Source organism: Thauera aminoaromatica, assembly GCF_000021765.1.
GTDB classification, from domain to species: domain Bacteria; phylum Pseudomonadota; class Gammaproteobacteria; order Burkholderiales; family Rhodocyclaceae; genus Thauera; species Thauera aminoaromatica.
In genome coordinates, this window is the sequence record NC_011662.2 from 4,307,870 (window position 1) to 4,326,832 (window position 18,963).

22 protein-coding genes are annotated in these 18,963 nt (G+C 71.0%); 18 read left to right on the forward strand and 4 right to left on the reverse strand.

Going from position 1 to position 18,963, the window contains the following annotated elements; genetic code table 11:
• Window positions 1-51: 51 nt before the first annotated feature.
• Window positions 52-426 carry a hypothetical protein gene (locus TMZ1T_RS18940; RefSeq protein ID WP_222702379.1) on the reverse strand — a complete coding sequence of 125 codons (375 nt, stop codon included), beginning with the start codon at window positions 424-426 and terminating at the stop codon, window positions 52-54.
• Window positions 427-599: 173 nt separating this feature from the next.
• Between TMZ1T_RS18940 and TMZ1T_RS18945 the strand changes: the two genes are divergently transcribed.
• Both TMZ1T_RS18945 and TMZ1T_RS18950 read left to right on the forward strand, forming a co-directional pair.
• Window positions 600-848, forward strand: a complete 249-nt coding sequence (locus TMZ1T_RS18945; RefSeq protein ID WP_004307711.1) for a CDGSH iron-sulfur domain-containing protein — start codon at window positions 600-602, stop codon at window positions 846-848.
• 10 nt (window positions 849-858) lie between these two features.
• Entirely contained in the window at window positions 859-1,422 is a 564-nt protein-coding gene (locus TMZ1T_RS18950) for a histidine phosphatase family protein (protein ID WP_004307713.1), read from the forward strand.
• Between the two features lie 60 nt (window positions 1,423-1,482).
• Here the strand turns inward: TMZ1T_RS18950 and TMZ1T_RS18955 are convergent, their stop codons facing one another.
• Together TMZ1T_RS18955 and TMZ1T_RS18960 are read right to left on the reverse strand one after the other, a co-directional pair.
• Window positions 1,483-2,055: a Uma2 family endonuclease gene (locus TMZ1T_RS18955; protein WP_004307715.1), complete on the reverse strand. Its 573-nt coding sequence runs from the start codon at window positions 2,053-2,055 to the stop codon at window positions 1,483-1,485.
• A gap of 113 nt (window positions 2,056-2,168) precedes the next feature.
• Window positions 2,169-2,726: a hemerythrin domain-containing protein gene (locus TMZ1T_RS18960; protein WP_004307717.1), complete on the reverse strand. Its 558-nt coding sequence runs from the start codon at window positions 2,724-2,726 to the stop codon at window positions 2,169-2,171.
• A gap of 214 nt (window positions 2,727-2,940) precedes the next feature.
• Between TMZ1T_RS18960 and cutA the strand changes: the two genes are divergently transcribed.
• From cutA to nusB, 6 genes are all read left to right on the forward strand, one after another.
• Window positions 2,941-3,288: a divalent-cation tolerance protein CutA gene (cutA, locus tag TMZ1T_RS18965; protein WP_012586220.1), complete on the forward strand. Its 348-nt coding sequence runs from the start codon at window positions 2,941-2,943 to the stop codon at window positions 3,286-3,288.
• A 93-nt stretch (window positions 3,289-3,381) separates the two neighbouring features.
• Window positions 3,382-5,223 carry a protein-disulfide reductase DsbD gene (gene dsbD, locus TMZ1T_RS18970; protein WP_012586221.1) on the forward strand — a complete coding sequence of 614 codons (1,842 nt, stop codon included), beginning with the start codon at window positions 3,382-3,384 and terminating at the stop codon, window positions 5,221-5,223.
• A gap of 58 nt (window positions 5,224-5,281) precedes the next feature.
• Window positions 5,282-5,890 carry a riboflavin synthase gene (locus TMZ1T_RS18975; RefSeq protein ID WP_012586222.1) on the forward strand — a complete coding sequence of 203 codons (609 nt, stop codon included), beginning with the start codon at window positions 5,282-5,284 and terminating at the stop codon, window positions 5,888-5,890.
• A 34-nt stretch (window positions 5,891-5,924) separates the two neighbouring features.
• Window positions 5,925-7,016 (forward strand): bifunctional 3,4-dihydroxy-2-butanone-4-phosphate synthase/GTP cyclohydrolase II, encoded by a 1,092-nt coding sequence (ribBA, locus tag TMZ1T_RS18980; RefSeq protein WP_004307725.1) that lies wholly within the window; start codon window positions 5,925-5,927, stop codon window positions 7,014-7,016.
• A gap of 17 nt (window positions 7,017-7,033) precedes the next feature.
• Window positions 7,034-7,537, forward strand: coding sequence for a 6,7-dimethyl-8-ribityllumazine synthase (gene ribH, locus TMZ1T_RS18985; protein WP_012586223.1), 504 nt, complete (start codon window positions 7,034-7,036; stop codon window positions 7,535-7,537).
• Window positions 7,534-8,034 carry a transcription antitermination factor NusB gene (gene nusB, locus TMZ1T_RS18990; RefSeq protein WP_004307729.1) on the forward strand — a complete coding sequence of 167 codons (501 nt, stop codon included), beginning with the start codon at window positions 7,534-7,536 and terminating at the stop codon, window positions 8,032-8,034. The genes ribH and nusB overlap by 4 nt, the downstream gene beginning before the upstream one ends.
• Before the next feature lie 418 nt (window positions 8,035-8,452).
• On the opposite strand, the gene TMZ1T_RS18995 is transcribed toward nusB, so the two are convergent.
• On the reverse strand, window positions 8,453-9,472 hold the full coding sequence (locus TMZ1T_RS18995; RefSeq protein WP_041589714.1) for an META domain-containing protein: 1,020 nt from the start codon (window positions 9,470-9,472) through the stop codon (window positions 8,453-8,455).
• A gap of 227 nt (window positions 9,473-9,699) precedes the next feature.
• Here TMZ1T_RS18995 and hypA point away from each other — a divergent pair, with 227 nt between their 5' ends.
• The 10 genes from hypA (at window position 9,700) to TMZ1T_RS19045 (ending at window position 18,704) form a co-directional block, all read left to right on the forward strand.
• The gene (gene hypA / locus TMZ1T_RS19000; RefSeq protein ID WP_012586225.1) at window positions 9,700-10,041 is read left to right on the forward strand and encodes a hydrogenase maturation nickel metallochaperone HypA; all 342 of its coding nucleotides are present in this window, start codon (window positions 9,700-9,702) and stop codon (window positions 10,039-10,041) included.
• 286 nt (window positions 10,042-10,327) lie between these two features.
• On the forward strand, window positions 10,328-11,296 hold the full coding sequence (gene hypB, locus TMZ1T_RS19005) for a hydrogenase nickel incorporation protein HypB (protein WP_012586226.1): 969 nt from the start codon (window positions 10,328-10,330) through the stop codon (window positions 11,294-11,296).
• Complete coding sequence (locus TMZ1T_RS21695; RefSeq protein ID WP_012586227.1) at window positions 11,293-12,636, forward strand: Kae1-like domain-containing protein; 1,344 nt, start codon at window positions 11,293-11,295, stop codon at window positions 12,634-12,636. Before hypB ends, TMZ1T_RS21695 begins: the two co-directional genes overlap by 4 nt.
• A gap of 2 nt (window positions 12,637-12,638) precedes the next feature.
• Window positions 12,639-12,905, forward strand: a complete 267-nt coding sequence (locus TMZ1T_RS19015) for a HypC/HybG/HupF family hydrogenase formation chaperone (RefSeq protein WP_012586228.1) — start codon at window positions 12,639-12,641, stop codon at window positions 12,903-12,905.
• 36 nt (window positions 12,906-12,941) lie between these two features.
• On the forward strand, window positions 12,942-14,123 hold the full coding sequence (gene hypD / locus TMZ1T_RS19020; RefSeq protein WP_012586229.1) for a hydrogenase formation protein HypD: 1,182 nt from the start codon (window positions 12,942-12,944) through the stop codon (window positions 14,121-14,123).
• Window positions 14,120-15,181 (forward strand): hydrogenase expression/formation protein HypE, encoded by a 1,062-nt coding sequence (hypE, locus tag TMZ1T_RS19025; RefSeq protein ID WP_012586230.1) that lies wholly within the window; start codon window positions 14,120-14,122, stop codon window positions 15,179-15,181. The genes hypD and hypE overlap by 4 nt, the downstream gene beginning before the upstream one ends.
• A gap of 166 nt (window positions 15,182-15,347) precedes the next feature.
• Complete coding sequence (locus TMZ1T_RS20310) at window positions 15,348-16,154, forward strand: YXWGXW repeat-containing protein (protein ID WP_012586231.1); 807 nt, start codon at window positions 15,348-15,350, stop codon at window positions 16,152-16,154.
• 152 nt (window positions 16,155-16,306) lie between these two features.
• Complete coding sequence (locus tag TMZ1T_RS19035; protein ID WP_004330253.1) at window positions 16,307-17,104, forward strand: amino acid ABC transporter substrate-binding protein; 798 nt, start codon at window positions 16,307-16,309, stop codon at window positions 17,102-17,104.
• Between the two features lie 162 nt (window positions 17,105-17,266).
• Window positions 17,267-17,917, forward strand: a complete 651-nt coding sequence (locus tag TMZ1T_RS19040; protein ID WP_004326833.1) for an amino acid ABC transporter permease — start codon at window positions 17,267-17,269, stop codon at window positions 17,915-17,917.
• 34 nt (window positions 17,918-17,951) lie between these two features.
• Window positions 17,952-18,704 (forward strand): amino acid ABC transporter ATP-binding protein, encoded by a 753-nt coding sequence (locus TMZ1T_RS19045; protein ID WP_004326831.1) that lies wholly within the window; start codon window positions 17,952-17,954, stop codon window positions 18,702-18,704.
• Window positions 18,705-18,963 lie beyond the last annotated feature (259 nt).

The window sequence follows — 18,963 nt, forward strand, 5'->3', positions numbered from 1 at the left end:
CCCAAAAGCCGGCCGTGTTCCCATGGCGGGCTTTTCCTTGCTGCGCTTTCTCTACTCCGACTCGAACAAGTCCCTGCTCGCCGGCACTTCCGGAGGTTTCGGCGGGCGCCCCGCCCTGCCCGGCGTAACGCGGCGGCTGAGCGCGCCCGCAAGCTGGACGGCAAGACGATCGTTGCCGAGCGCGTCGTTGCCCTTGGTCGCCGCGCGGATCGGGTCCACTTCGCTGGGCGCCAGGGCGTTCTGAAAGAGCCCGTGGTAATGCTCGGCACGAATCCGATGATCGGCGTCGAGGGCCGTGAAGACGGCATGCGGCCGGATCAGCTCGTCCGCTTCACCCTGCGCGTTGCAGCGGTAGCTCGACCAGCGGTAGGCGCCCGGGTGATCCACCATACCGGCCCGCACCGGGTTGAGTTCGATGTAGCGCATGCAACTCAAGAGATGGAGCGCGTGCTGCACGAGGCACGAGCGATACTGCCCCTCCCACAGCGTGCCGCTGCGCGCGTAGGCACGATTGACACGCCCTGCGGTCCGGCGCAAGGTTTCTCAGAGGCTGCGCCGCAGCCGACCGGCAAGACCACAAACTCAAAGGAGACAAGGCGATGTCCGAACAACGCGAACCCCATGTCGCGCAGAAAGCGCCCTATGCCGTCGAGGTCGAGGCGGGCAAGAAGTATTTCTGGTGCGCCTGTGGCCTGAGCAAGAAGCAGCCGTTCTGCGATGGGTCCCACAAGGGCAGCGGGTTTGCTCCCACCGCCTTCACCCCCGAGAAATCGGGCACGGTCCATCTGTGCGGCTGCAAGCACACCGCCAACGCGCCGTATTGCGACGGAACGCACACGAAGCTGTGACCGGGCGGCCATGCGCCTCCTGCTTGCCTGCCTGGGCCTGTTGCTGCCGATTGCCGCAGCCTGCGCCGAGACGGACGAGGCAGCCTTGTGGGCGGCCTTGCGCGACGGCGGGCATGTCGCGCTGATGCGCCATGCGATCGCACCCGGCGTCGGTGACCCGGCGGGCTTTCGGCTGGACGACTGCACCACCCAGCGCAAGCTGTCGGCGCAGGGTCGGGCGCAGGCGCGCGCGATCGGCGAGCGCTTCCGCGCCAACGGCATCGCCACCGCGGCGGTGTTCTCCAGCCAGTGGTGTCGCTGCCTCGATACGGCGCGCGAACTGGCGCTGGGCGAGGTGGTGGCGTTCCCGGGGCTGAACTCGTTCTTCGCCGACCGCGGCGAGGAGGCGCGGCACACCGCTGCGGTCCGCGCGCTGATCGGGGAACGCGCGCGCAGTCCCTTGCCGCTGGTGCTGGTGACGCATCAGGTGAACATCACCGCGCTGACGGGGGTGTTTCCGGCCTCGGGCGAGATCATCGTGCTGCGGGTCGACGGCGACACGCCGAGCGTGGCCGGCCGCATCCGGACCGATTGAGACAGCCGGCTCGCCTTTTCCTGCCGTGCATCGCGGGGACGGCGAAAACGCCCACCCGCGCTACTCGCCCTCCACCCCTTCGAAGACCTCGGCCACCGGGCAGCGCAGGCCGACGCTCGCGAGTTCCAGTTGCTCGTCGAGGGCGAAGGGGTAGAGCACCCAGTGCCCACTGTCGTCGCGCCGGAAGACCTCGATACGACGCTCTTCGAGCGAGACGAGTACATATTCCTGCAGCGCAGCCAGCGTGCGGTAGGCGGCGAACTTGTTGCCGCGGTCGTAGGCCTCGGTGGACGGCGAGAGCAGCTCGACGATCAGCAGCGGGTGACGCTTGACGTGGCTGGCCTCGGCGCTGCGGTCGCGCGGGTCGCAGGTCACGAGGATGTCGGGGTAGAAGAAGCTGTTGGCCGCCTCGACGTGGACCTTCATGTCGGCGATGAAGGGCTTGCAGGGGGTACCGCGCAGATGCGCATGCAGGCCGGCGAAAAGGTTGCCGGCTGCCGTACCGTGCGCGTCCGACGCGCCGCTCATGGCGAAGACCTCGCCATCGACGTATTCGCTGCGGATGGGCTGATCCTGTTCCCAGGCCAGGTAGTCGTCGGGGCCGAACGGGATCTTGGGCTGGGGCAGGCTCATCGGGCGTCCTCGCTGCAATTCGTTGCGGTTTGCGCTTCGAGCATAGCGGCGAGGGACGGGACAGGCAATCGAGAGGCCCGTCTTCCGGGTCGTCGGACGACGAGTGCAGCGGCTCAGCTCACCGGCGCATAGAGCGGATACAAGGTGTCCTCCTCGCGCTGGATGCGATCGACCAGCACGGCTCCGACGCGCTCGAGGTCGGCGGCGAAGCTCGCGGCGAGCGCCGGGTCTTCGCCGAGGCGGACGTAGCGGGCGAGGAAGGCGATCACCTTCTTGCCGATCTCGTCCATGTCGTGGCGGAACTCGTGCATCAGCGCGTGGCTCACCGGATCGTCGGCGAGGGTGTGCTCGAGATACACGTACAGGCGCACGTTCTCGACCAGCAGATGGGCGTGCAGGTCGACGCGGAAGCGCTCGAGCAGGGGCACGACCTCGTCGAAGCGCCCCGCATGCGCGGCCTCGCGGATGGCGCCGAAGCGTTCGAGCATCAGACGATGATCGCGCACCAGGCGCTCGACCAGTTCGGGGCTGTAGCGGATGGTGGTGCCGGGAGCGAAGCTCTCGGAGTCCTCCATGGAATGCGCGGGTTCGGGGGCAGGAACCGTGGCGGACGAGGGCGCGGCCTCCGCCTTGGCCTGGTGCTTGCCGAACAGCCAGTCGAGCAGGAACATGATGTGCTCCGGATGGAGCCGCGGAGGGCGGCCGATGCGTGAAGGATTCCGACGCTAATACAGGTGCATGATGGACTTCCATGGCACAGATCAAATCCGCGCCGGATCCATCCGCGACACCGGCGTCACCCGGAATTTTGTGCTTGATCCCGCGCAGGGCGTCCGCGCCCGCGCTGCGGGATAATCGCGGTCGTTCCACGACGGATCCGCCACCATGCCCGCCAGCTCAGCCACCAGGCCACGCGCCCTGCTCGTCTTCACGAACCTGCCCGACGCCGCCAGCGCCGAGGCCCTGGCGAACGCGCTGATCGACCGGCAGCTCGCCGCCTGCGTGAACATGCTCGCGCCCTGCACCTCGGTGTATCGCTGGCAGGGCGCGACCGAGACCGCGACCGAGGTACCGCTGCTGATCAAGACCACGCCGGCGCGCTACGCCGCGCTGGAGGCGGCGATCCGGGCCCACCACCCCTACGAACTTCCGGAGATCGTCGCGGTCCCTGTGACGCAGGGCTTGCCCGGCTATCTCGACTGGGTCGCCGCCGGAACGAGGGACGACGACTGATCGCCCGCCGGCGCGTCCCCGGCATCGCCCCGCCCGATCGACCCGTCCGCGGGAGCCGCAGTGCGCCCGCCCACCGCCGCCTAGAAGACCACGATGCACCGCCTTTTCCTCCTGCTCGCCCTGATCGCGAGCCTGCTCCTGCCCGCCGCCGCGCGCGCCAACCCGATCGAGCCCGAGAAGGCCTTCGCGATGCGCGCGCAGGCGCTCGACGCGCAGACCATCGAGGTGGTGTTCGAGATCGCCAAGGACTACTACCTCTACGGCGACAAGTTCCGCTTCGAGGCCGAGCCCGCCGGCGTGGGCTTCGGCGCGATGGAAAAGCCCGCGGGCAAGAAGCACAAGGACGACTTCTTCGGCGAGGTCGAGACCCACCGCGGCGAGCTGCGCATCCTGGTCCCGGTACAGGCGCCCGCCGGCACCACCCGCTTCGAGCTCTTCGCCACCAGCCAGGGCTGCTGGGATGGCGGCATCTGCTATCCGCCCACCACGCAGCAGGCCTCGATCGACCTCGCCGCGCCGCCGAAGAAGGCGGGCGGCTTCCTCGACAGCGTGCTCGGCGGCCGCGCGGGCACCGGCAGCGCCGCTTCGCCCACCCCGGTCGCGCTTGCCGCGCCGGAGGACGGCAGCGGCGGCGGCGCCGTCTCCAGCGACGAGAGCGGCGACATCGCCCGCCTGCTTTCCGGCGCCAGCGTGCCGATCATCCTGCTGAGCTTCTTCGGCTTTGGCCTGCTGCTCGCCTTCACGCCCTGCACCTTCCCGATGATCCCGATCCTGTCGGGCATCATCGTCGGCCAGGGCAACAAGGTCTCGCACACGCGCGCCTTCGTGCTCTCGCTCGCCTACGTGCTGGGCATGGCGGTGACCTACGCGCTCGCCGGGGTCGCCGCCGGCATGACCGGCACCATGCTGTCGGCAGCGCTGCAGAACGTGTGGGTGCTGTCGGCCTTCGCGCTGATGTTCGTGCTGCTGTCGCTGTCGATGTTCGGCTTCTACGAGCTGCAGCTGCCCAGCACGCTGCAGAGCAAGCTGGCCGACACCGCCAGTCATGGCAAGGGCGGCCACCTCGGCGGCGTCACCCTGATGGGCGTGCTGTCGGCCCTCATCGTCGGCCCCTGCGTGGCGGCCCCGCTCGCCGGCGCCCTGCTCTACATCGCGCAGACCGGCGACGCCGTGCTCGGCGGCTGGGCGCTGTTCGCGATGGGCTTGGGCATGGGCGCGCCGCTGCTGGCGGTGGGCGTGGCCTCGCGCAGCCTGCTGCCCAAGGTCGGGCCGTGGATGGAAGGCGTCAAGAAGGCCTTCGGCGTGATGCTGCTCGCGGTTGCGCTGTGGATGATCACCCCGGTGATCCCGCCCCTGGCCACCATGCTGGGCTGGGCCGCGCTGCTGCTGTTCTCGGCGATCTTCCTGCACGCGATCGACCCGCTGCCGCCGCAGGCCAGGGGCTGGCAGCGCTTCTGGAAGGGCGTGGGCGTGGTGCTGTTGTTGGCCGGCGCGGCGATCCTGGTGGGCGCGCTCGCCGGCTCGCGCGACCCGCTGCAGCCCTTGTCGGTGCTGCGCGCGCAGGCCGCGGCGCCGGTCGATGTGCCGCAGTTCGAGAAGGTGGACTCCATCGCCGAACTCGAGGCCCGGCTCGCCACCACCGATCGCCCGGTGCTGCTCGACTTCTATGCCGACTGGTGCGTGTCGTGCAAGGAGATGGAGCGCTTCACCTTCAGCGACGCCGCGGTCGCCGCGCGCATGAGCCGCATGCTGCTGCTGAAGGCCGACGTCACCGCCAACACCGACGAGCACAAGGCGCTGCTCAAGCGCTTCGGCCTCTTCGGGCCGCCGGGCATCCTCTTCTTCGACGCTGCGGGCAAGGAACGCGAGGGCCTGCGCGTGGTGGGCTTCATGAAGGCGGCGCCGTTCGCGACGGTGCTGGACCGGGCGCTCTGAGCGAGGCCCGGCTTTTTCCCCTACAATCCCGCCTTTCCCCTTACGGTTCAAACCCTTCATGTTCTCCGGCATCGTCGCGGCCGTCGGCCGCATCGAACACGTCGAGGCGCTCGCGGACGGCGTGCGCATCACCGTGGACACCAACGGCCTCGACCTCTCCGACGTGATCGTCGGCGACAGCGTGGCGCACAGCGGCGTGTGCCTCACCGTGGTCGAGATGGACGGCCCGCGGCTGCGCTACGACGTCTCGCGCGAGACGCTCAACTGCACCGTGGGGCTGGACGCCGTCGGCGGCGAGGTCAACCTCGAGAAGTCGCTGCGCCTGGCCGACCGCCTCGGCGGCCATCTCGTCACCGGCCATGTGGATAGCGTCGGCGAGGTGGTGAAGTTCGCGCCGATCGGCGAGAGCCACGAGCTGGTGATCCGCGCCCCGGCGGCGATCGCCGGCTACATCGCGAAGAAGGGCTCGGTCACCGTCAATGGCGTCAGCCTCACGGTCAATCGCGTCGAGGGCCGCGACTTCTGGATCAACCTGATCCCGCACACGGTCGCGGTCACCAACCTCAAGCACCTCGCGCCGGGCAGCAAGGTCAATCTCGAGATCGACCTCATCGCACGCTACGTCGAGCGCATGCTCGAGTGGAAGAACGACGCCGCGCAGGCCTGACCCGCGCGCCCCAACGCAACACAAAGGAAGCAGCATGAGCGCACTCGCGCCGATCACCGACATCATCGCCGACATCAAGGCCGGGAAAATGGTCATCCTGGTCGACGAGGAAGACCGCGAGAACGAGGGCGACCTCGTCATGGCGGCCGAATTCGTCACCCCCGAGGCGATCAACTTCATGGCCAAGCACGGCCGCGGACTGATCTGCCTGACGCTCACCGACGAGCGCTGCCGCCAGCTCGGCCTGCAGCAGATGGTGCGCGACAACCGCACCCCGCACGGCACCGCCTTCACCGTGTCGATCGAGGCCGCCACCGGCGTCACCACCGGCATCTCGGCGCACGACCGCGCGCGCACCGTGCAGGTCGCGGTCGCCCGCCACGCCAGGCCGGAAGACATCGTCACCCCGGGCCACATCTTCCCGCTCACCGCGCAGAAGGGCGGCGTGCTGATCCGCGCCGGTCACACCGAGGCCGGCTGCGACCTCGCCCAGCTCGCCGGGCTCGAGCCCGCCGCGGTGATCTGCGAGATCCTCAAGGACGACGGCACCATGGCGCGCCTGCCCGACCTCGTCGAGTTCGGCCAGGCGCACGGGCTCAGGATCGGCGCCATCCGCGACCTCATCGAGTACCGCGCCGCCAACGACAACCTGGTCGACAAGGTCGCCGAGAAGGATGTGGACACCGCCCACGGCCGCTTCCGCCTCACCGCCTTCGAGGACAAGACCTCGGGCGACGTGCATTTCGCCCTGTCGCACGGCGACATCCGCCCCGAGCGCGAGACCCTCGTGCGGGTGCACGAGCCGATCTCGGTGCTCGACTTCCTCGACGCCGGCAGCGGCCACCATACCTTCCCGGTCAATCAGGCGCTCGCGACCCTGGCCGCGGCCGAGGCCGGCGTGATCGTGCTGCTCTACCGCCCGATGTCCGGCCGCGAGCTGCTCGCCGGCCTCGACGGCGGCCACGACCGCCCTACCGCGAAGTGGGACGCGCGCCTGTTCGGCGTCGGCGCGCAGATCCTGCGCGCGCTGCGCGTCGGCAAGATGCGCCTGCTCGCCAGCCCGCGCAAGATCCCGAGCATGACCGGCTTCGGTCTCGAGATCACCGGCTTCGTCGACAAGAACTGACCACGAGATCCCCCAGCATGCAACGCAACCAATCCGAGAACACCCGCCAGGGCGCCCGTTACGACGGCATCGACGAGATCGAGCCCAACTTCGCCGGCGCCGGCGTGCGCGTCGGCATCGTGATGGCGCGCTTCAACCTCGACATCTGCGAGGGCCTGCTGTCGGCCTGCACCGACGAGCTGCTCGCCCTCGGCGTCGCGCGCGAGGACATCCGCATCGTCACCGTGCCCGGCGCCTTGGAGATCCCGCTCGTGCTGCAGACCATGGCCAGGAGCGGCCGCCACGACGCGCTGGTCGCGCTCGGCGCGGTGGTCCGCGGCGAGACCTACCACTTCGAGCTCGTCTCCAACGAGATGGGCGCGGGCGTCACCCGCGTCGGCCTCGACACCGGGCTGCCGATCGCCAACGGCGTGCTCACCACCGAGGACGACGACCAGGCGGTCGCGCGCATGCACGAGAAGGGCGCCGACTGCGCCCGCGCCGCGGTCGAGATGGCCAACCTGCTGAAGGTGGTGCGATGAGCGACATCGACAACACGCAAGCCGAAGGCGCCGCCGGCGCGCCCAACCCCACCAGCAAGATGGCCCGCCGCCGCGCGCGCGAGCTGGCGCTGCAGGGGGTGTACCAGTGGCTGCTGTCGGGCAACAACGCCACCACCGTGCAGCGCCACCTCGAGTCCGAGACCGAGAACCTCGACAAGATCGACCGCGAGCTGTTCGTGAGCCTGCTGCGCGGCGCCACCGGCGCGGCCGACGAGCTGCGCGGCTGCTTCGAGCCGCTGCTGTCGCGCCCGGTCGCCGAGCTGTCGCCGATCGAGCACGCGATCCTGCTGCTCGGCACCCACGAGCTGCGCCACAACCTCGATACGCCCTACCGCGTGGTGATCAACGAGGCCATCGAGCTCGCCAAGGGCTACGGCGGCACCGACGGCCACAAGTTCGTGAACGGCGTGCTCGACAAGCTCTCCACCCGTCTGCGCCCGGAAGAGGTCGAGGCGGCGCGCGCCAAGCGCGGCTGAACGCGTTCGCATTCGCGCGCGAGCAGGGCCGCACGGCACGTGCATGGCCCGCTCACGGCCCCGGCGCCAAAGATCGCGACTTGCGTCGCTCCTACGGAAAACCGGCACAGCACCTGAAGCCCCCGTAGGAGCGACGCAAGTCGCGATCACGGCGCCCCACCGACCGCCGCATCGACAGTAGCCGCGGATCGCGGCGCGAGCCCGACCCACCCCCAACGCCTCCGACACCCCCGACACCCCCGACACCCCCGACACCCCCGACACCCCCGACACCCCCGACACCCCCGACACCCCCGACACCCCCGACGCCTCCGACACCCCCGACGCCCCCGTGGGAGCGACGCAAGTCGCGATCACGGCGCTGCAGCAAGCGCCGCACCGGTGAACATGTGATCGACCGCGGCTTCGTCTCCCGCCCTCACCGCTCGCCCATGCGCCGCGCGCGCATCACCACCCGATCGCCCGCACGCAGCTCCAGCCCGCCGTCACCTGCGATCGCAAAGCCCGTCACCCGCGCGGCGGCCGCCATGAAGCGCTGCTCGTCTTCCATCGCACGCGGCTCGCAGGCCATCCTGGTCGCCCCCAGCGGCGACAGCCGCAGGCCCTCGCCCGACAGCACATAGCTGCCGAAGTAGCGGTTGCATGCGGCCAGGCCGGCAAGCCTGCCGTCGGCCGCGAAGGCGAGCGTCACGCGCGCCGGATCGGCCACCGCGCGGCCGTCGAGCTCCACCACCGCCCAGGGCTCACCCTGCAGCAGTTGCGCGGGATCGCCACCGCAGCCGCGCAGCACGTGGTCCTGCCAGCGCACCTCGACGCTGTTCGGGTGCGTCATCCCGCTCATCGTGTCGACACACAGGCGCTCGAACACCAGCGCCTCCAGCTCGCCGCCGACGCTCGTGCCCTGGTAGCTGCGCATGCCCGCCGCCTCCACGATCAGCGGCGCAGCGGCGAACGCACGCGAGGCGCCGCCGTCGGCGATCAGCTCCAGGCCGTGCGCGCCGATGTCGAGCCGCCAAGCCGGCTCGTTCCCCACCGCGCGGAACAGCGGCTTCTCCGCCACCCGCCGGCACTCCGGCTGCTCGACGCCGGCGAGGCTCAGCCGCGCGGAGTTGCCCTTGACCCAGATGCCGGTACGCTCGTCGTCGACCGACACCATCCGCATGCCCGAGGCGCTGCGCTCGGGCCGCAGCGTGAACACCTTCCCGTCGACGCCGAGGGTGGCGAGCTCGCCGAAGTGGCGCAGCTCGACCCTGCGCTCGCCGCAGCGGAACTCGAGCGGCGGCTGGGGATCGAGCGCCGGCGTGGGGTCGGCCGGGCGCTCGGCCACGGCCTGGGGGGATGCTTCGGCGGCCAGCGCAGGCGCGGCAGGGCGGAACAGGCTGCAGCCGCCGACCAGGCCGGCGAGGAGACCGAGGCCCAACAGGGAAGAGATTTTCATCGCGAGACTCGAGGACAGGGAAAGACGGTCCGTCATTCTAGGGGTCCGCCGCCCCCTGTGCCTTCCCTCGCCTTCCCTCGCCTTCCCTCGCCTTCCCTCGCCCATCCGCCCAAGCACTCGCCGCCCCGCGCCGCCCGCCGGCTGCCCCCGGCGCTTTGCGCAGTCCGCCTTCGCGTTTCGCTTCTCTCCGCCGCCTGGGGTAAGCTCGAAGACCGAGGAGAGTCACGATGCATGAGATGTCCCTGGCCGAGGGTGTGCGCACCCTCATCGAGGACGCCGCGGCGGCCGACGGCTTTGGCCACGTGCGCGCGGTCGTGCTGGAGATCGGGGAACTCGCCGCGGTCGAGGTCGAGGCGCTGCGTTTCTGCCTGGACGTGGTGCTGGCCGACACCATCGCCGCCGGCGCCGCAATCGAGGTCGAAACCCTGCCCGGCGCCGGCTGGTGCCCCGCTTGCGCGCAAGAGGTGCCGATCCACCAGCTCTACGACCCCTGCCCGCACTGCGGCGGCTACCGCGTGCAGACCACTGCCGGCCGGGAGATGCGCGTGAAGGCGCTGGAGGTGGACTGAAGATGGGCCGGCGCTCGAAGGCCAGACGCGGCTCCGGTCACGCAAGGCGGCGCCCCGCCCGGACCCCCGATGTTTACACGGGGCTCCAGTACGCGATGGTTGCACCGGGCTCCGGTGCGCGATGGTTTTTTTGTAGGAGCGACGCAAGTCGCGATCCAGCCGCACGGGCAAGCGCCTGCGCCCGCCCCCTCGCCGCAATCGCGACTTGCGTCGCTCCTGCGTCCACCTGAACGGCCGCGGTCGGGTCAGGGGCGTGATCCTTACCGGCAGCAAGGAGAAACGAGAGATGTGCACGACATGTGGTTGCGGCAGCGGTGAAACCCGGATCGGCGCGCTCGGTGGCGGGCGCCCCGCGGGTGGCGCACACCCGCGGCCCGGCGCGACGCGCACATGGCGTGCCGTCGGCGGGCACGCTGCCACCCCGCCCCGCGGCTTGTCGCCCGACACGTCGTCATTCTCGCCCGTTACCGCCGCGGACACGACGCCCACCTCGCACCCCGCCGCGCCCGGCCACCACCATCTCGACTTCGGCAGCGGTCCGGCGCACGCCCACGCGCCCGGCCTCAGCCAGGCGCAGATGGTGAAGATCGAGCGCGACATCCTCGGCAAGAACGACGCGCGCGCCGCGGAGAACCGCGCCTGGCTGGCCGAGCGCGGCATCTTCGCGCTCAACCTCGTGTCCAGCCCGGGTTCGGGCAAGACCTCGCTGCTGGTGCGAACCCTGCAGCTGCTCGGCGGGCGCGTGCCCGCCGCGGTGATCGAGGGCGACCAGCAGACCGAATTCGACGCCGAGCGCATACGCGCCACCGGCGTGCCGGCGCTGCAGATCAACACCGGCAAGGGCTGCCACCTCGACGCCGACATGGTCGCGCGCGCGCTGCCGCGCATGGAGCTCGCCGCGGACAGCCTGCTGCTGATCGAGAACGTCGGCAACCTGGTGTGTCCGGCCGCGTTCGACCTCGGCGAGGCGCACAAGGTGGCGATCTTCTCGGTCACCGAGGGCGAGGACAAGCCGCTCAAGTATCCCGACATGTTCGCCGCCGCCGACCTGATGCTGCTCAACAAGACCGACCTGCTGCCCTACCTCGCCTTCGACACCGAACGCGCGATCGACTTCGCGCTGCGGGTGAATCCGCGCCTGCGCGTGGTCCGGACTTCAGCCACCAACGGCGAGGGCCTGGACGAATGGATCGCCTGGATCGAGGCCGGACTCGCCGCCGCGCGTGCACGGCGTGCCGCAGGCCTGCGGGCATGAACATCGCCAGCCCGGCCACCGGCATGGAAACGAAGGGGGCGTCCCTGTCGAGCCCAGCCGCATCCACCCCGATCGGCGTGGCGCTGGGGCTGCCCTCCGTCGGCGCCGGCGGTCTCCCGGAGGCGCTGCCCATCCTCGCCCTCGGCGCCTGGTTCAAGCACGCCGCCTGCCTGCTAGAGGACGGTCGCGCACAGTTCGGCCCCAACCTCGGAGACCTCGACAACGCCGACGCCTGCCGTGCGGTGGAGCCGGCCGCGCTGGCCCTGCTCGCGCGGGCGGCGACCCCGGTACGCGCGATCGCCCACGACCTCCACCCCGATTTCCACTCCACCCGCGTCGCCTGCGCGCTCGCGGCGCGCCTGGGCGTGCCTGCGATCGGCGTGCAGCACCACCACGCCCACGTCGGTGCGGTGCTCGCCGAGCACGGCCGCTTCGACGCACGCCCGGTGCTCGGACTGGCGCTCGACGGCGTCGGCCTCGGCACCGACGGCGAGGCCTGGGGTGGCGAACTGCTGTGGGTGGCGGGCGGCGAGTTCGTCCGCCTCGGCCACCTGCGCCCGCTGCGCCTGCCCGGCGGCGACCGCGCCGCGCGCGAGCCCTGGCGCATGGCCGCCGCGCTGCTGCACGCCAGCGGCCGTGGCGACGAGATCGCGCGCCGCTTCCCCGGGCAGCCGGCGGCGGCGCTGCTCGCCCAGGTGCTCGCCCGCCCGGCGCTGAGCCCGCCGAGTTCCAGCCTCGGCCGCCACTTCGACGCCGCCGCCGGCCTGCTCGGCCTGTGCGAGGTCATGCACAACGAGGCCGAGGCGGCGATCGCGCTCGAGCGCCTGGCCTCCGGCACGGCCGCGCCGGAGGTGACTCCCGGCGACTGGCGGATTTGCGACGCAGGCGGTGCGCTGCGCGGACAGGCCGATGGAGCGCGCTCGCGCACCGACCGCGGGGCGCCCGCAGCAGGCTCCGTCCCGCAGCCGGACGACCGCGCGCATCCCTACGCCGGCGCGCAGCCGCCCGGAGGGACGCTCGAACTCGATCTCCACCCCCTGCTGCTGCGCCTCGCCGACGAACCCGAGCCCGCGCGCGGCGCGGCACGCTTCCAGGCCACCCTGGCCGCCGCGCTCGTCGCCTGGGTCGAGGAGGCACGGCAGCGCACCGGCTGCGCCACGGTGGTGCTGTCGGGCGGCTGCCTGCACAATCGCCTGCTCGCCGACGCGCTCCACGCCGCCCTGCCGGCGCGCGGTTTCGAGGTGCTCGGCGCGCGCCGCCTCTCTCCGGGCGACGCCGGCCTCGCGCTCGGCCAGGCCTGGGTCGCCATGCACCGGCTCGCTGCAACCAAGGAAGACTGAACATGTGCCTCGCCATCCCCGCCCGCATCGTCGAACTGCTCGCCGGCGACCAATGCCGCGTCGAGCTCGGCGGCGTGCGCAAGGAGATCTCGCTCGCCCTGGTCGACGGCGCCGCCGTCGGCGACTACGTGATCGTGCACGTCGGCTATGCGCTGACCCGGCTCGACCCCGAAGAGGCCGCACAGACCCTGGCGCTGATCGCCGACGCCGGCATCGACCCCGCGCGCGCGCTCGGCGGCGAGCACCCCGCACCCGGTGCGGCGCGCTGAAGTGCGCCATCGAGTAATGGAATACGAGGCTGCGCGATGAAATACGTGGACGAGTTCCGCGACGGCGCCCTCGCCGCCGGGCTGGCGCGCGCGCTCGCGCGCGAGGTCGACCCCGGCCGCGACTACGCCTTCATGGAGTTCTGCGGCGGCCACACCCACGCCATCTCGCGCTACGGCGTGGCCGACCTGCTGCCACCCAACGTGCGCATGATCCACGGCCCCGGCTGTCCGGTGTGCGTGCTGCCGATCGGTCGCGTGGACATGGCGATCGGCCTCGCGCTGGCGCGCCCCGAGGTGATCCTGTGCAGCTACGGCGACTGCCTGCGCGTGCCCGCCTCCGACGGCCTTTCGCTGCTGAAGGCCAAGGCACGCGGCGCCGACGTGCGCATGGTGTACTCCGCCGCCGACGCGCTCGCGCTCGCCGTGCGCGAACCCGCACGCGAGGTGGTCTTCTTCGCGATCGGCTTCGAGACCACCACGCCCCCCACCGCGCTCGTGCTGCGCGAGGCCGCCACGCGCAGGCTCGCCAACTTCAGCGTGATCTGCAACCACGTGCTGACGCCGCCGGCGATCACCGCGATCCTCGACTCGCCCGCAGCCAGCCGGCTCGGGGCGCTGCACCTGGACGGGTTCATCGGCCCCGCCCACGTGTCCACCCTGATCGGCAGCCGCCCCTACGAAGCCTTCGCCGCCCGCTACCGCAAGCCCGTGGTCATCGCCGGCTTCGAACCGCTCGATGTGATGCAGGCGATCCGCATGCTGGTGCGCCAGGTCGACACGGGCCGTGCCGAGGTCGAAAACGAGTTCACCCGCGCGGTGGTGCGCGACGGCAACCCGAAAGCGCAGGCGATCGTGTCGGAGGTGCTGGCGTTGCGCGACGAGTTCGAGTGGCGCGGCCTCGGTGTGCTGGCGCGCTCCGCGCTGCGCATCCGCCCCGCCTTCGCGCCCTGGGACGCCGAGGCGAAGTTCGGTCTCGACTACCGCCCCGTGCCCGACCACCGCGCCTGCGAATGCGGCGCCATCCTGCGCGGCGTGAAGAAGCCGACCGACTGCAAGCTCTTCGGCACCGTGTGCACCCCGGAAACGCCGATGGGCTCGTGCATGGTGTCCTCCGAGGGCGCCTGCGCCGCGCACTACAACTACGGGCGCTTCCGCGACGTTCCGGTACATGTCGTCGGCACCTCCGCACCCCCGAATCCGGACCAGGAAACCGCATGAACACCGTCAAAACCGGCTACGTCCGCCCCCTGGACCTGCGCAAGGGCCGCGTCGACCTCGGCTTCGGCGCCGGCGGGCGGGCGATGGCGCAATTGATCTCCGAACTTTTCCTGCGCGCGTTCGCCAACGACTGGCTCGCCCGCGGCGACGACGGCGCGGTGCTGCCCGCTCCCGCAGCAGGCGAGCGCCTGGTGATGGCGACCGACGCCCACGTGGTGAGCCCGCTGTTCTTCCCCGGCGGCGACATCGGCAGCCTGTCGGTGCATGGGACGGTGAACGACCTCGCGGTGATGGGCGCACGCCCGCTGTACCTCGCCGCCAGCTTCATCCTGGAAGAAGGCTATGCGCTCGCCGACCTCGCCCGCATCGTCGAATCGATGGCCTCCGCGGCGCGCGCGGCCGGGGTGGCGGTGGTGACCGGCGACACCAAGGTGGTCGAACAGGGCAAGGGCGACGGCGTGTTCATCACCACCACCGGGGTGGGGGCGCTGCCGGCCGGGCGCGATCCGGGCGGCGCACGGGCGCGGCCGGGCGACGTGGTGCTGGTGTCGGGGCGCATCGGCGACCATGGCATGGCAATCATGGCGCAGCGCGAGTCGCTCGCCTTCGACTCCGAGATCGTCTCCGACAGCGCGGCGCTGCACGGCCTGGTCGAGGCGCTCTACGCCGCGGTGCCGGCCGAGGCGGTCCGCGTGCTGCGCGACCCCACGCGCGGCGGACTGGCGACCACCTTGAACGAGATCGCCGCGCAGTCGGGCGTGGGCATGGAGCTCGACGAGGCGGAGATCCCGGTGTCGGCGCAGGTGCAGGCTGCCTGCGAGCTGCTCGGGCTCGACCCGCTCTACGTCGCCAACGAGGGCAAGCTGGTGGTGCTGTGCGCTCCGGAGCACGCCGGCGCGGCGCTCGCCGCGCTGCGCGCGCATCCGCTCGGCACCGAGGCGGCGCGGATCGGATGCGCCACCGCCGACCCGCAGCACTTCGTGCAGCTGCGCACCGGCCTGGGCGGGCGGCGCATGGTGGACTGGATCGCCGGCGAGCAGCTGCCGCGGATCTGTTGAGAGATCGCGTCGTCACAACTGATTACCTCGCCGCCCACCCGGCGCGCCCCCTTTCGCCTATCGTGCGCGTGGAGACAGCAGAGACGCGGAAGGGGGCGGCGGGCGGCAGCGCCCCCGCCCCCGGCCGCCCCGCATGTCGCACCCTTCTCCGTGGCAGGACGCAACCATGACCATCCGCTCGCCCCTTTCGCCCATGCTGCTCGCAGCCGCGCTGGCACTCGGCGGATGCGCGGTGGTCCCGGTCGACGACTACGGCTACTACGAGGACGACCGCTACTACGAGCGCGAGACGGTGATCGTCACGCCGCCCCCCCGCATCGAGTACCGCGGCCTGCCACCGGCCGCCGGCTACATCTGGATCGATGGCTACTGGAACCGGGTCGGACCGCGCCCGCACTGGGTCCCGGGCTACTGGAGCCCACCGCGCATGCATTCGCGACCGCTCGCGCAGCCGCCGCGCATCGATGTGCGCCCGGACGGGCGCGGCGACCGTCGCGACGAACACGACCGCAACCGCTGGCGGAGCGACGACGCGCGACGGGACGACCGGCGCTGGAACGACCGCAGCCGCGACGATGTCCGCCGCGACCGCGACAGCCGGCCCTGGCCCGGCTTCTCCCCCCGTGGCGACGGCGCTGGTTCTCCCGATGGCCCGCAGCTGCGCGATCGCCGCGACCTGCGCGACGAGGCCCGCCCCCCGAGGATCTTCCAGGAACGCCCGCCCGGTGGACGTGAAGGACTGCTGCGCGCCGAACCGCCGCGCGATCGCGCTGCGCGCCCCGAGCTGCGCCCCGCAGGTGCCGCAGGCGAGGCGCGCGAGCCCCGCCGCAGCGAGGCTGGCGGGCGACCGCCCGAGGGTTTCCGGGGGTTTCGCCGCGACGACGACGGCGAGGCGCGACGCAGCTTCCGGCGCGAAGCCAGGGACGGCGGCAACGCCCCCGAGGCACGCGGACGCGAGCCGGCGGGCAACTGAGCGGCCACGCGCGCGAGCTCTGCGGGCAGCGGCAAGGTTGCTCGCCTGACGCAGTGCAGCGAGAATCACGGTTTTGGCGCCGGCACCCCGGCGCCCTCTCCGTGGCGGGCCCACCCGGTCCGTCCCCGACCACCCTCCCGGGCAAGACCAAGATGAAACTCTCCTCGCTGCTGATGCTCTCCCTCACCGCCGGTGCGCTGCTCGCCGGCTGCGGCAAGAACGAAACCGCGCCGGCCGCCCAATCCGCAGCAGCCCCCGCCGCCCCGGCGAAGATCGTCATCGGCCTCGACGACAACTTCCCGCCCATGGGCTTCCGCAACGAGAAGAACGAACTGGTCGGCTTCGACATCGACCTCGCCAAGGAAGCGGCCAAGCGCCTCGGCATCGCCGTCGAGTTCAAGCCGATCGACTGGAGCGCCAAGGAAGCCGAGCTCAACGGCAAGCGCGTCGATGCGCTGTGGAACGGCCTCACCATCACCGAGGAGCGCCGCAAGAACATCGGCTTCACCAGCGCCTACATGGAGAACCACCAGATCATCGTGGTGCCCGCCGCGTCGGCGATCAAGACCAAGGCCGAGCTCGCCGGCAAGGTGATCGGCATCCAGGACGGCAGCAGCGCGGTCGACGCGGTGCAGAAGGACCCGGTGGCCGCCTCCTTCAAGGAGCTGAAGAAGTTCGGCGACAACGTCACCGCGCTGATGGACCTCACCACCGGCCGCCTCGACGCTGTGGTGCTCGACGAGGTCGTGGGCCGCTACTACACCGCCAAGAAGCCGAACGACTACGTGGTGCTCGACGACCACTTCGGCACCGAGGAATACGGCGTCGGCACCCGCAAGGACGACACCGCGCTGCTGGCCAAGCTGCAGAAGGCGATGGACGAGATGAAGGCCGACGGCAGCGCCGCCCGCATCTCCACCGAGTGGTTCGGCAAGAACATCATCAAGTAAGCCGGCTGCGGAGATCGCGGCTTGCGCCGCTCCTACGTCGGCCCCGTGTAGGAGCGGCGCAAGCCGCGAATTCCTCCGCTCCCCCCACTCGGGCGCCAACGCCGCCCGCGCCGACGCTCCCGCGCGCCTCCTACCTGCCCGCCGCTCGCCCGGCGTCCCGCCATGGACTACATCCTCAGCATCCTCGGCCCGCTCGCCGAGGGCTCGCTGGTCACGCTGCAGCTCTTCCTGATCACCCTGCTGCTGGCCGTGCCGCTCGGCCTGGCGCTGGCGCTGGTGCGCATCTCGCGCTTCCGCGTCGCCAGCCAGGCGGTCAACGCCTACATCTGGCTGATGCGCGGCACGCCGCTGATGCTGCAGATGCTGTTCATCTACTATGCGCTGCCCTTCGTGCCGGGGATCGGCATCCGCCTGCCCGACTTCCCGGCGGCGATCGTGGCCTTCGCGCTCAACTACGCGGCCTACTTCGCCGAGATCTTCCGCGCCGGCATCCAGTCGATCGACCGCGGCCAGTACGAGGGCGCCAAGGTGCTCGGCTTCTCCTACGGCCAGACCATGCGCCGCATCGTGCTGCCGCAGGTGGTCAAGCGCATCCTGCCGCCGATGAGCAACGAGACCATCACCCTGGTCAAGGACACCTCGCTGATCTACGTGCTCGCGCTCAACGACCTGCTGCGCGCCGCGCGCGGCATCGTGCAGCGCGACTTCACGATCACCCCCTTCATCGTCGCCGCCGCCTTCTACCTGATCATGACGCTGGTGCTGACCTGGCTCTTCCAGCGCCTGGAGAAACGCCATGCCGTCTATGACTGAGGCCGCCGCGATGACGGGGCCGATGACGAGCCCGATGATCCTCGCCGACGGCATCCGCAAGCGCTTCGGCGCCAACGAGGTGCTCAAGGGCGTGTCGCTGACGCTCGCCAAGGGCGAGGTGGTGGCGGTGATCGGGCCCTCGGGCTCGGGCAAGAGCACCTTCCTGCGCTGCCTCAACCATCTGGAAACGATCGACGCCGGGCGCATCGTCATCGAGGGCGACGTCCTCGCCGACAACGACACCGGCGGCCGCGCCCGCTACGTCGCCGACGCCGAGGTGCGCCGGATCTGTGCGCGCATGGGCATGGTGTTCCAGCACTTCAACCTGTTCCCCCACCTCACCGTGCTGGAGAACGTGATCGAGGCCCCGATCACGGTGAAGGGCCTGAAGCGCGAGGCCATCCTGCCCAAGGCCGAAGCGCTGCTGCGCAAGGTCGGCCTCTTCGACAAGCGCGACGCCTACCCCTCGCGCCTGTCCGGCGGACAGAAGCAGCGCGTGGCGATCGCGCGTGCGCTGGCAATGGAGCCCGACATCATGCTCTTCGACGAGCCCACCTCGGCGCTCGACCCCGAGCTCACCGGCGAGGTGCTGCGCACCATGCGCCAGCTCGCCGACGAGCACATGACCATGCTGGTGGTGACGCACGAGATGGGCTTCGCCCGCGAGGTCGCCAGCCGGGTGGTGTTCATGGACGGCGGCGAGCTCATCGAGTCGCGCCCCGCGGCCGAGTTCTTCGCCAACCCGCAGCATCCACGCACACGCGCCTTCCTCGACAGCATGCTGTAGCAGGCGGGCGTCGGCCGACACGGCGCGGCTGGAACGGGGAATCGCGACTCGCGTCGCTCCCACCGAAAACCGGGCGATGCGCTTGGGAACACGACCGTAGGAGCGACGCGAGTCGCGATTGCAACCCGCTTCCCCCGCCAACGCCCGTCGCAGCAGGACCATCCGATCGCGGCTTGCGCCGCTCCTACAGGCCCCGGATCGCGTCGGGGTAATTTTCGTGGGAGCGACGCGAGTCGCGATTGCAGCCTCCTTCCCCCGC

Excerpts from the sequence above, each read along its gene's own strand:
- TMZ1T_RS18940 (WP_222702379.1), bottom strand. The coding sequence starts at position 426 with ATGCGCTACATCGAACTCAACCCGGTGCGGGCCGGTATGGTGGATCAC.
- TMZ1T_RS18945 (WP_004307711.1), top strand. The coding sequence starts at position 600 with ATGTCCGAACAACGCGAACCCCATGTCGCGCAGAAAGCGCCCTATGCC.
- TMZ1T_RS18950 (WP_004307713.1), top strand. The coding sequence starts at position 859 with ATGCGCCTCCTGCTTGCCTGCCTGGGCCTGTTGCTGCCGATTGCCGCA.
- TMZ1T_RS18955 (WP_004307715.1), bottom strand. The coding sequence starts at position 2,055 with ATGAGCCTGCCCCAGCCCAAGATCCCGTTCGGCCCCGACGACTACCTG.
- TMZ1T_RS18960 (WP_004307717.1), bottom strand. The coding sequence starts at position 2,726 with ATGTTCCTGCTCGACTGGCTGTTCGGCAAGCACCAGGCCAAGGCGGAG.
- cutA (WP_012586220.1), top strand. The coding sequence starts at position 2,941 with ATGCCCGCCAGCTCAGCCACCAGGCCACGCGCCCTGCTCGTCTTCACG.
- dsbD (WP_012586221.1), top strand. The coding sequence starts at position 3,382 with ATGCACCGCCTTTTCCTCCTGCTCGCCCTGATCGCGAGCCTGCTCCTG.
- TMZ1T_RS18975 (WP_012586222.1), top strand. The coding sequence starts at position 5,282 with ATGTTCTCCGGCATCGTCGCGGCCGTCGGCCGCATCGAACACGTCGAG.
- ribBA (WP_004307725.1), top strand. The coding sequence starts at position 5,925 with ATGAGCGCACTCGCGCCGATCACCGACATCATCGCCGACATCAAGGCC.
- ribH (WP_012586223.1), top strand. The coding sequence starts at position 7,034 with ATGCAACGCAACCAATCCGAGAACACCCGCCAGGGCGCCCGTTACGAC.
- nusB (WP_004307729.1), top strand. The coding sequence starts at position 7,534 with ATGAGCGACATCGACAACACGCAAGCCGAAGGCGCCGCCGGCGCGCCC.
- TMZ1T_RS18995 (WP_041589714.1), bottom strand. The coding sequence starts at position 9,472 with ATGAAAATCTCTTCCCTGTTGGGCCTCGGTCTCCTCGCCGGCCTGGTC.
- hypA (WP_012586225.1), top strand. The coding sequence starts at position 9,700 with ATGCATGAGATGTCCCTGGCCGAGGGTGTGCGCACCCTCATCGAGGAC.
- hypB (WP_012586226.1), top strand. The coding sequence starts at position 10,328 with ATGTGCACGACATGTGGTTGCGGCAGCGGTGAAACCCGGATCGGCGCG.
- TMZ1T_RS21695 (WP_012586227.1), top strand. The coding sequence starts at position 11,293 with ATGAACATCGCCAGCCCGGCCACCGGCATGGAAACGAAGGGGGCGTCC.
- TMZ1T_RS19015 (WP_012586228.1), top strand. The coding sequence starts at position 12,639 with ATGTGCCTCGCCATCCCCGCCCGCATCGTCGAACTGCTCGCCGGCGAC.
- hypD (WP_012586229.1), top strand. The coding sequence starts at position 12,942 with ATGAAATACGTGGACGAGTTCCGCGACGGCGCCCTCGCCGCCGGGCTG.
- hypE (WP_012586230.1), top strand. The coding sequence starts at position 14,120 with ATGAACACCGTCAAAACCGGCTACGTCCGCCCCCTGGACCTGCGCAAG.
- TMZ1T_RS20310 (WP_012586231.1), top strand. The coding sequence starts at position 15,348 with ATGACCATCCGCTCGCCCCTTTCGCCCATGCTGCTCGCAGCCGCGCTG.
- TMZ1T_RS19035 (WP_004330253.1), top strand. The coding sequence starts at position 16,307 with ATGAAACTCTCCTCGCTGCTGATGCTCTCCCTCACCGCCGGTGCGCTG.
- TMZ1T_RS19040 (WP_004326833.1), top strand. The coding sequence starts at position 17,267 with ATGGACTACATCCTCAGCATCCTCGGCCCGCTCGCCGAGGGCTCGCTG.
- TMZ1T_RS19045 (WP_004326831.1), top strand. The coding sequence starts at position 17,952 with ATGATCCTCGCCGACGGCATCCGCAAGCGCTTCGGCGCCAACGAGGTG.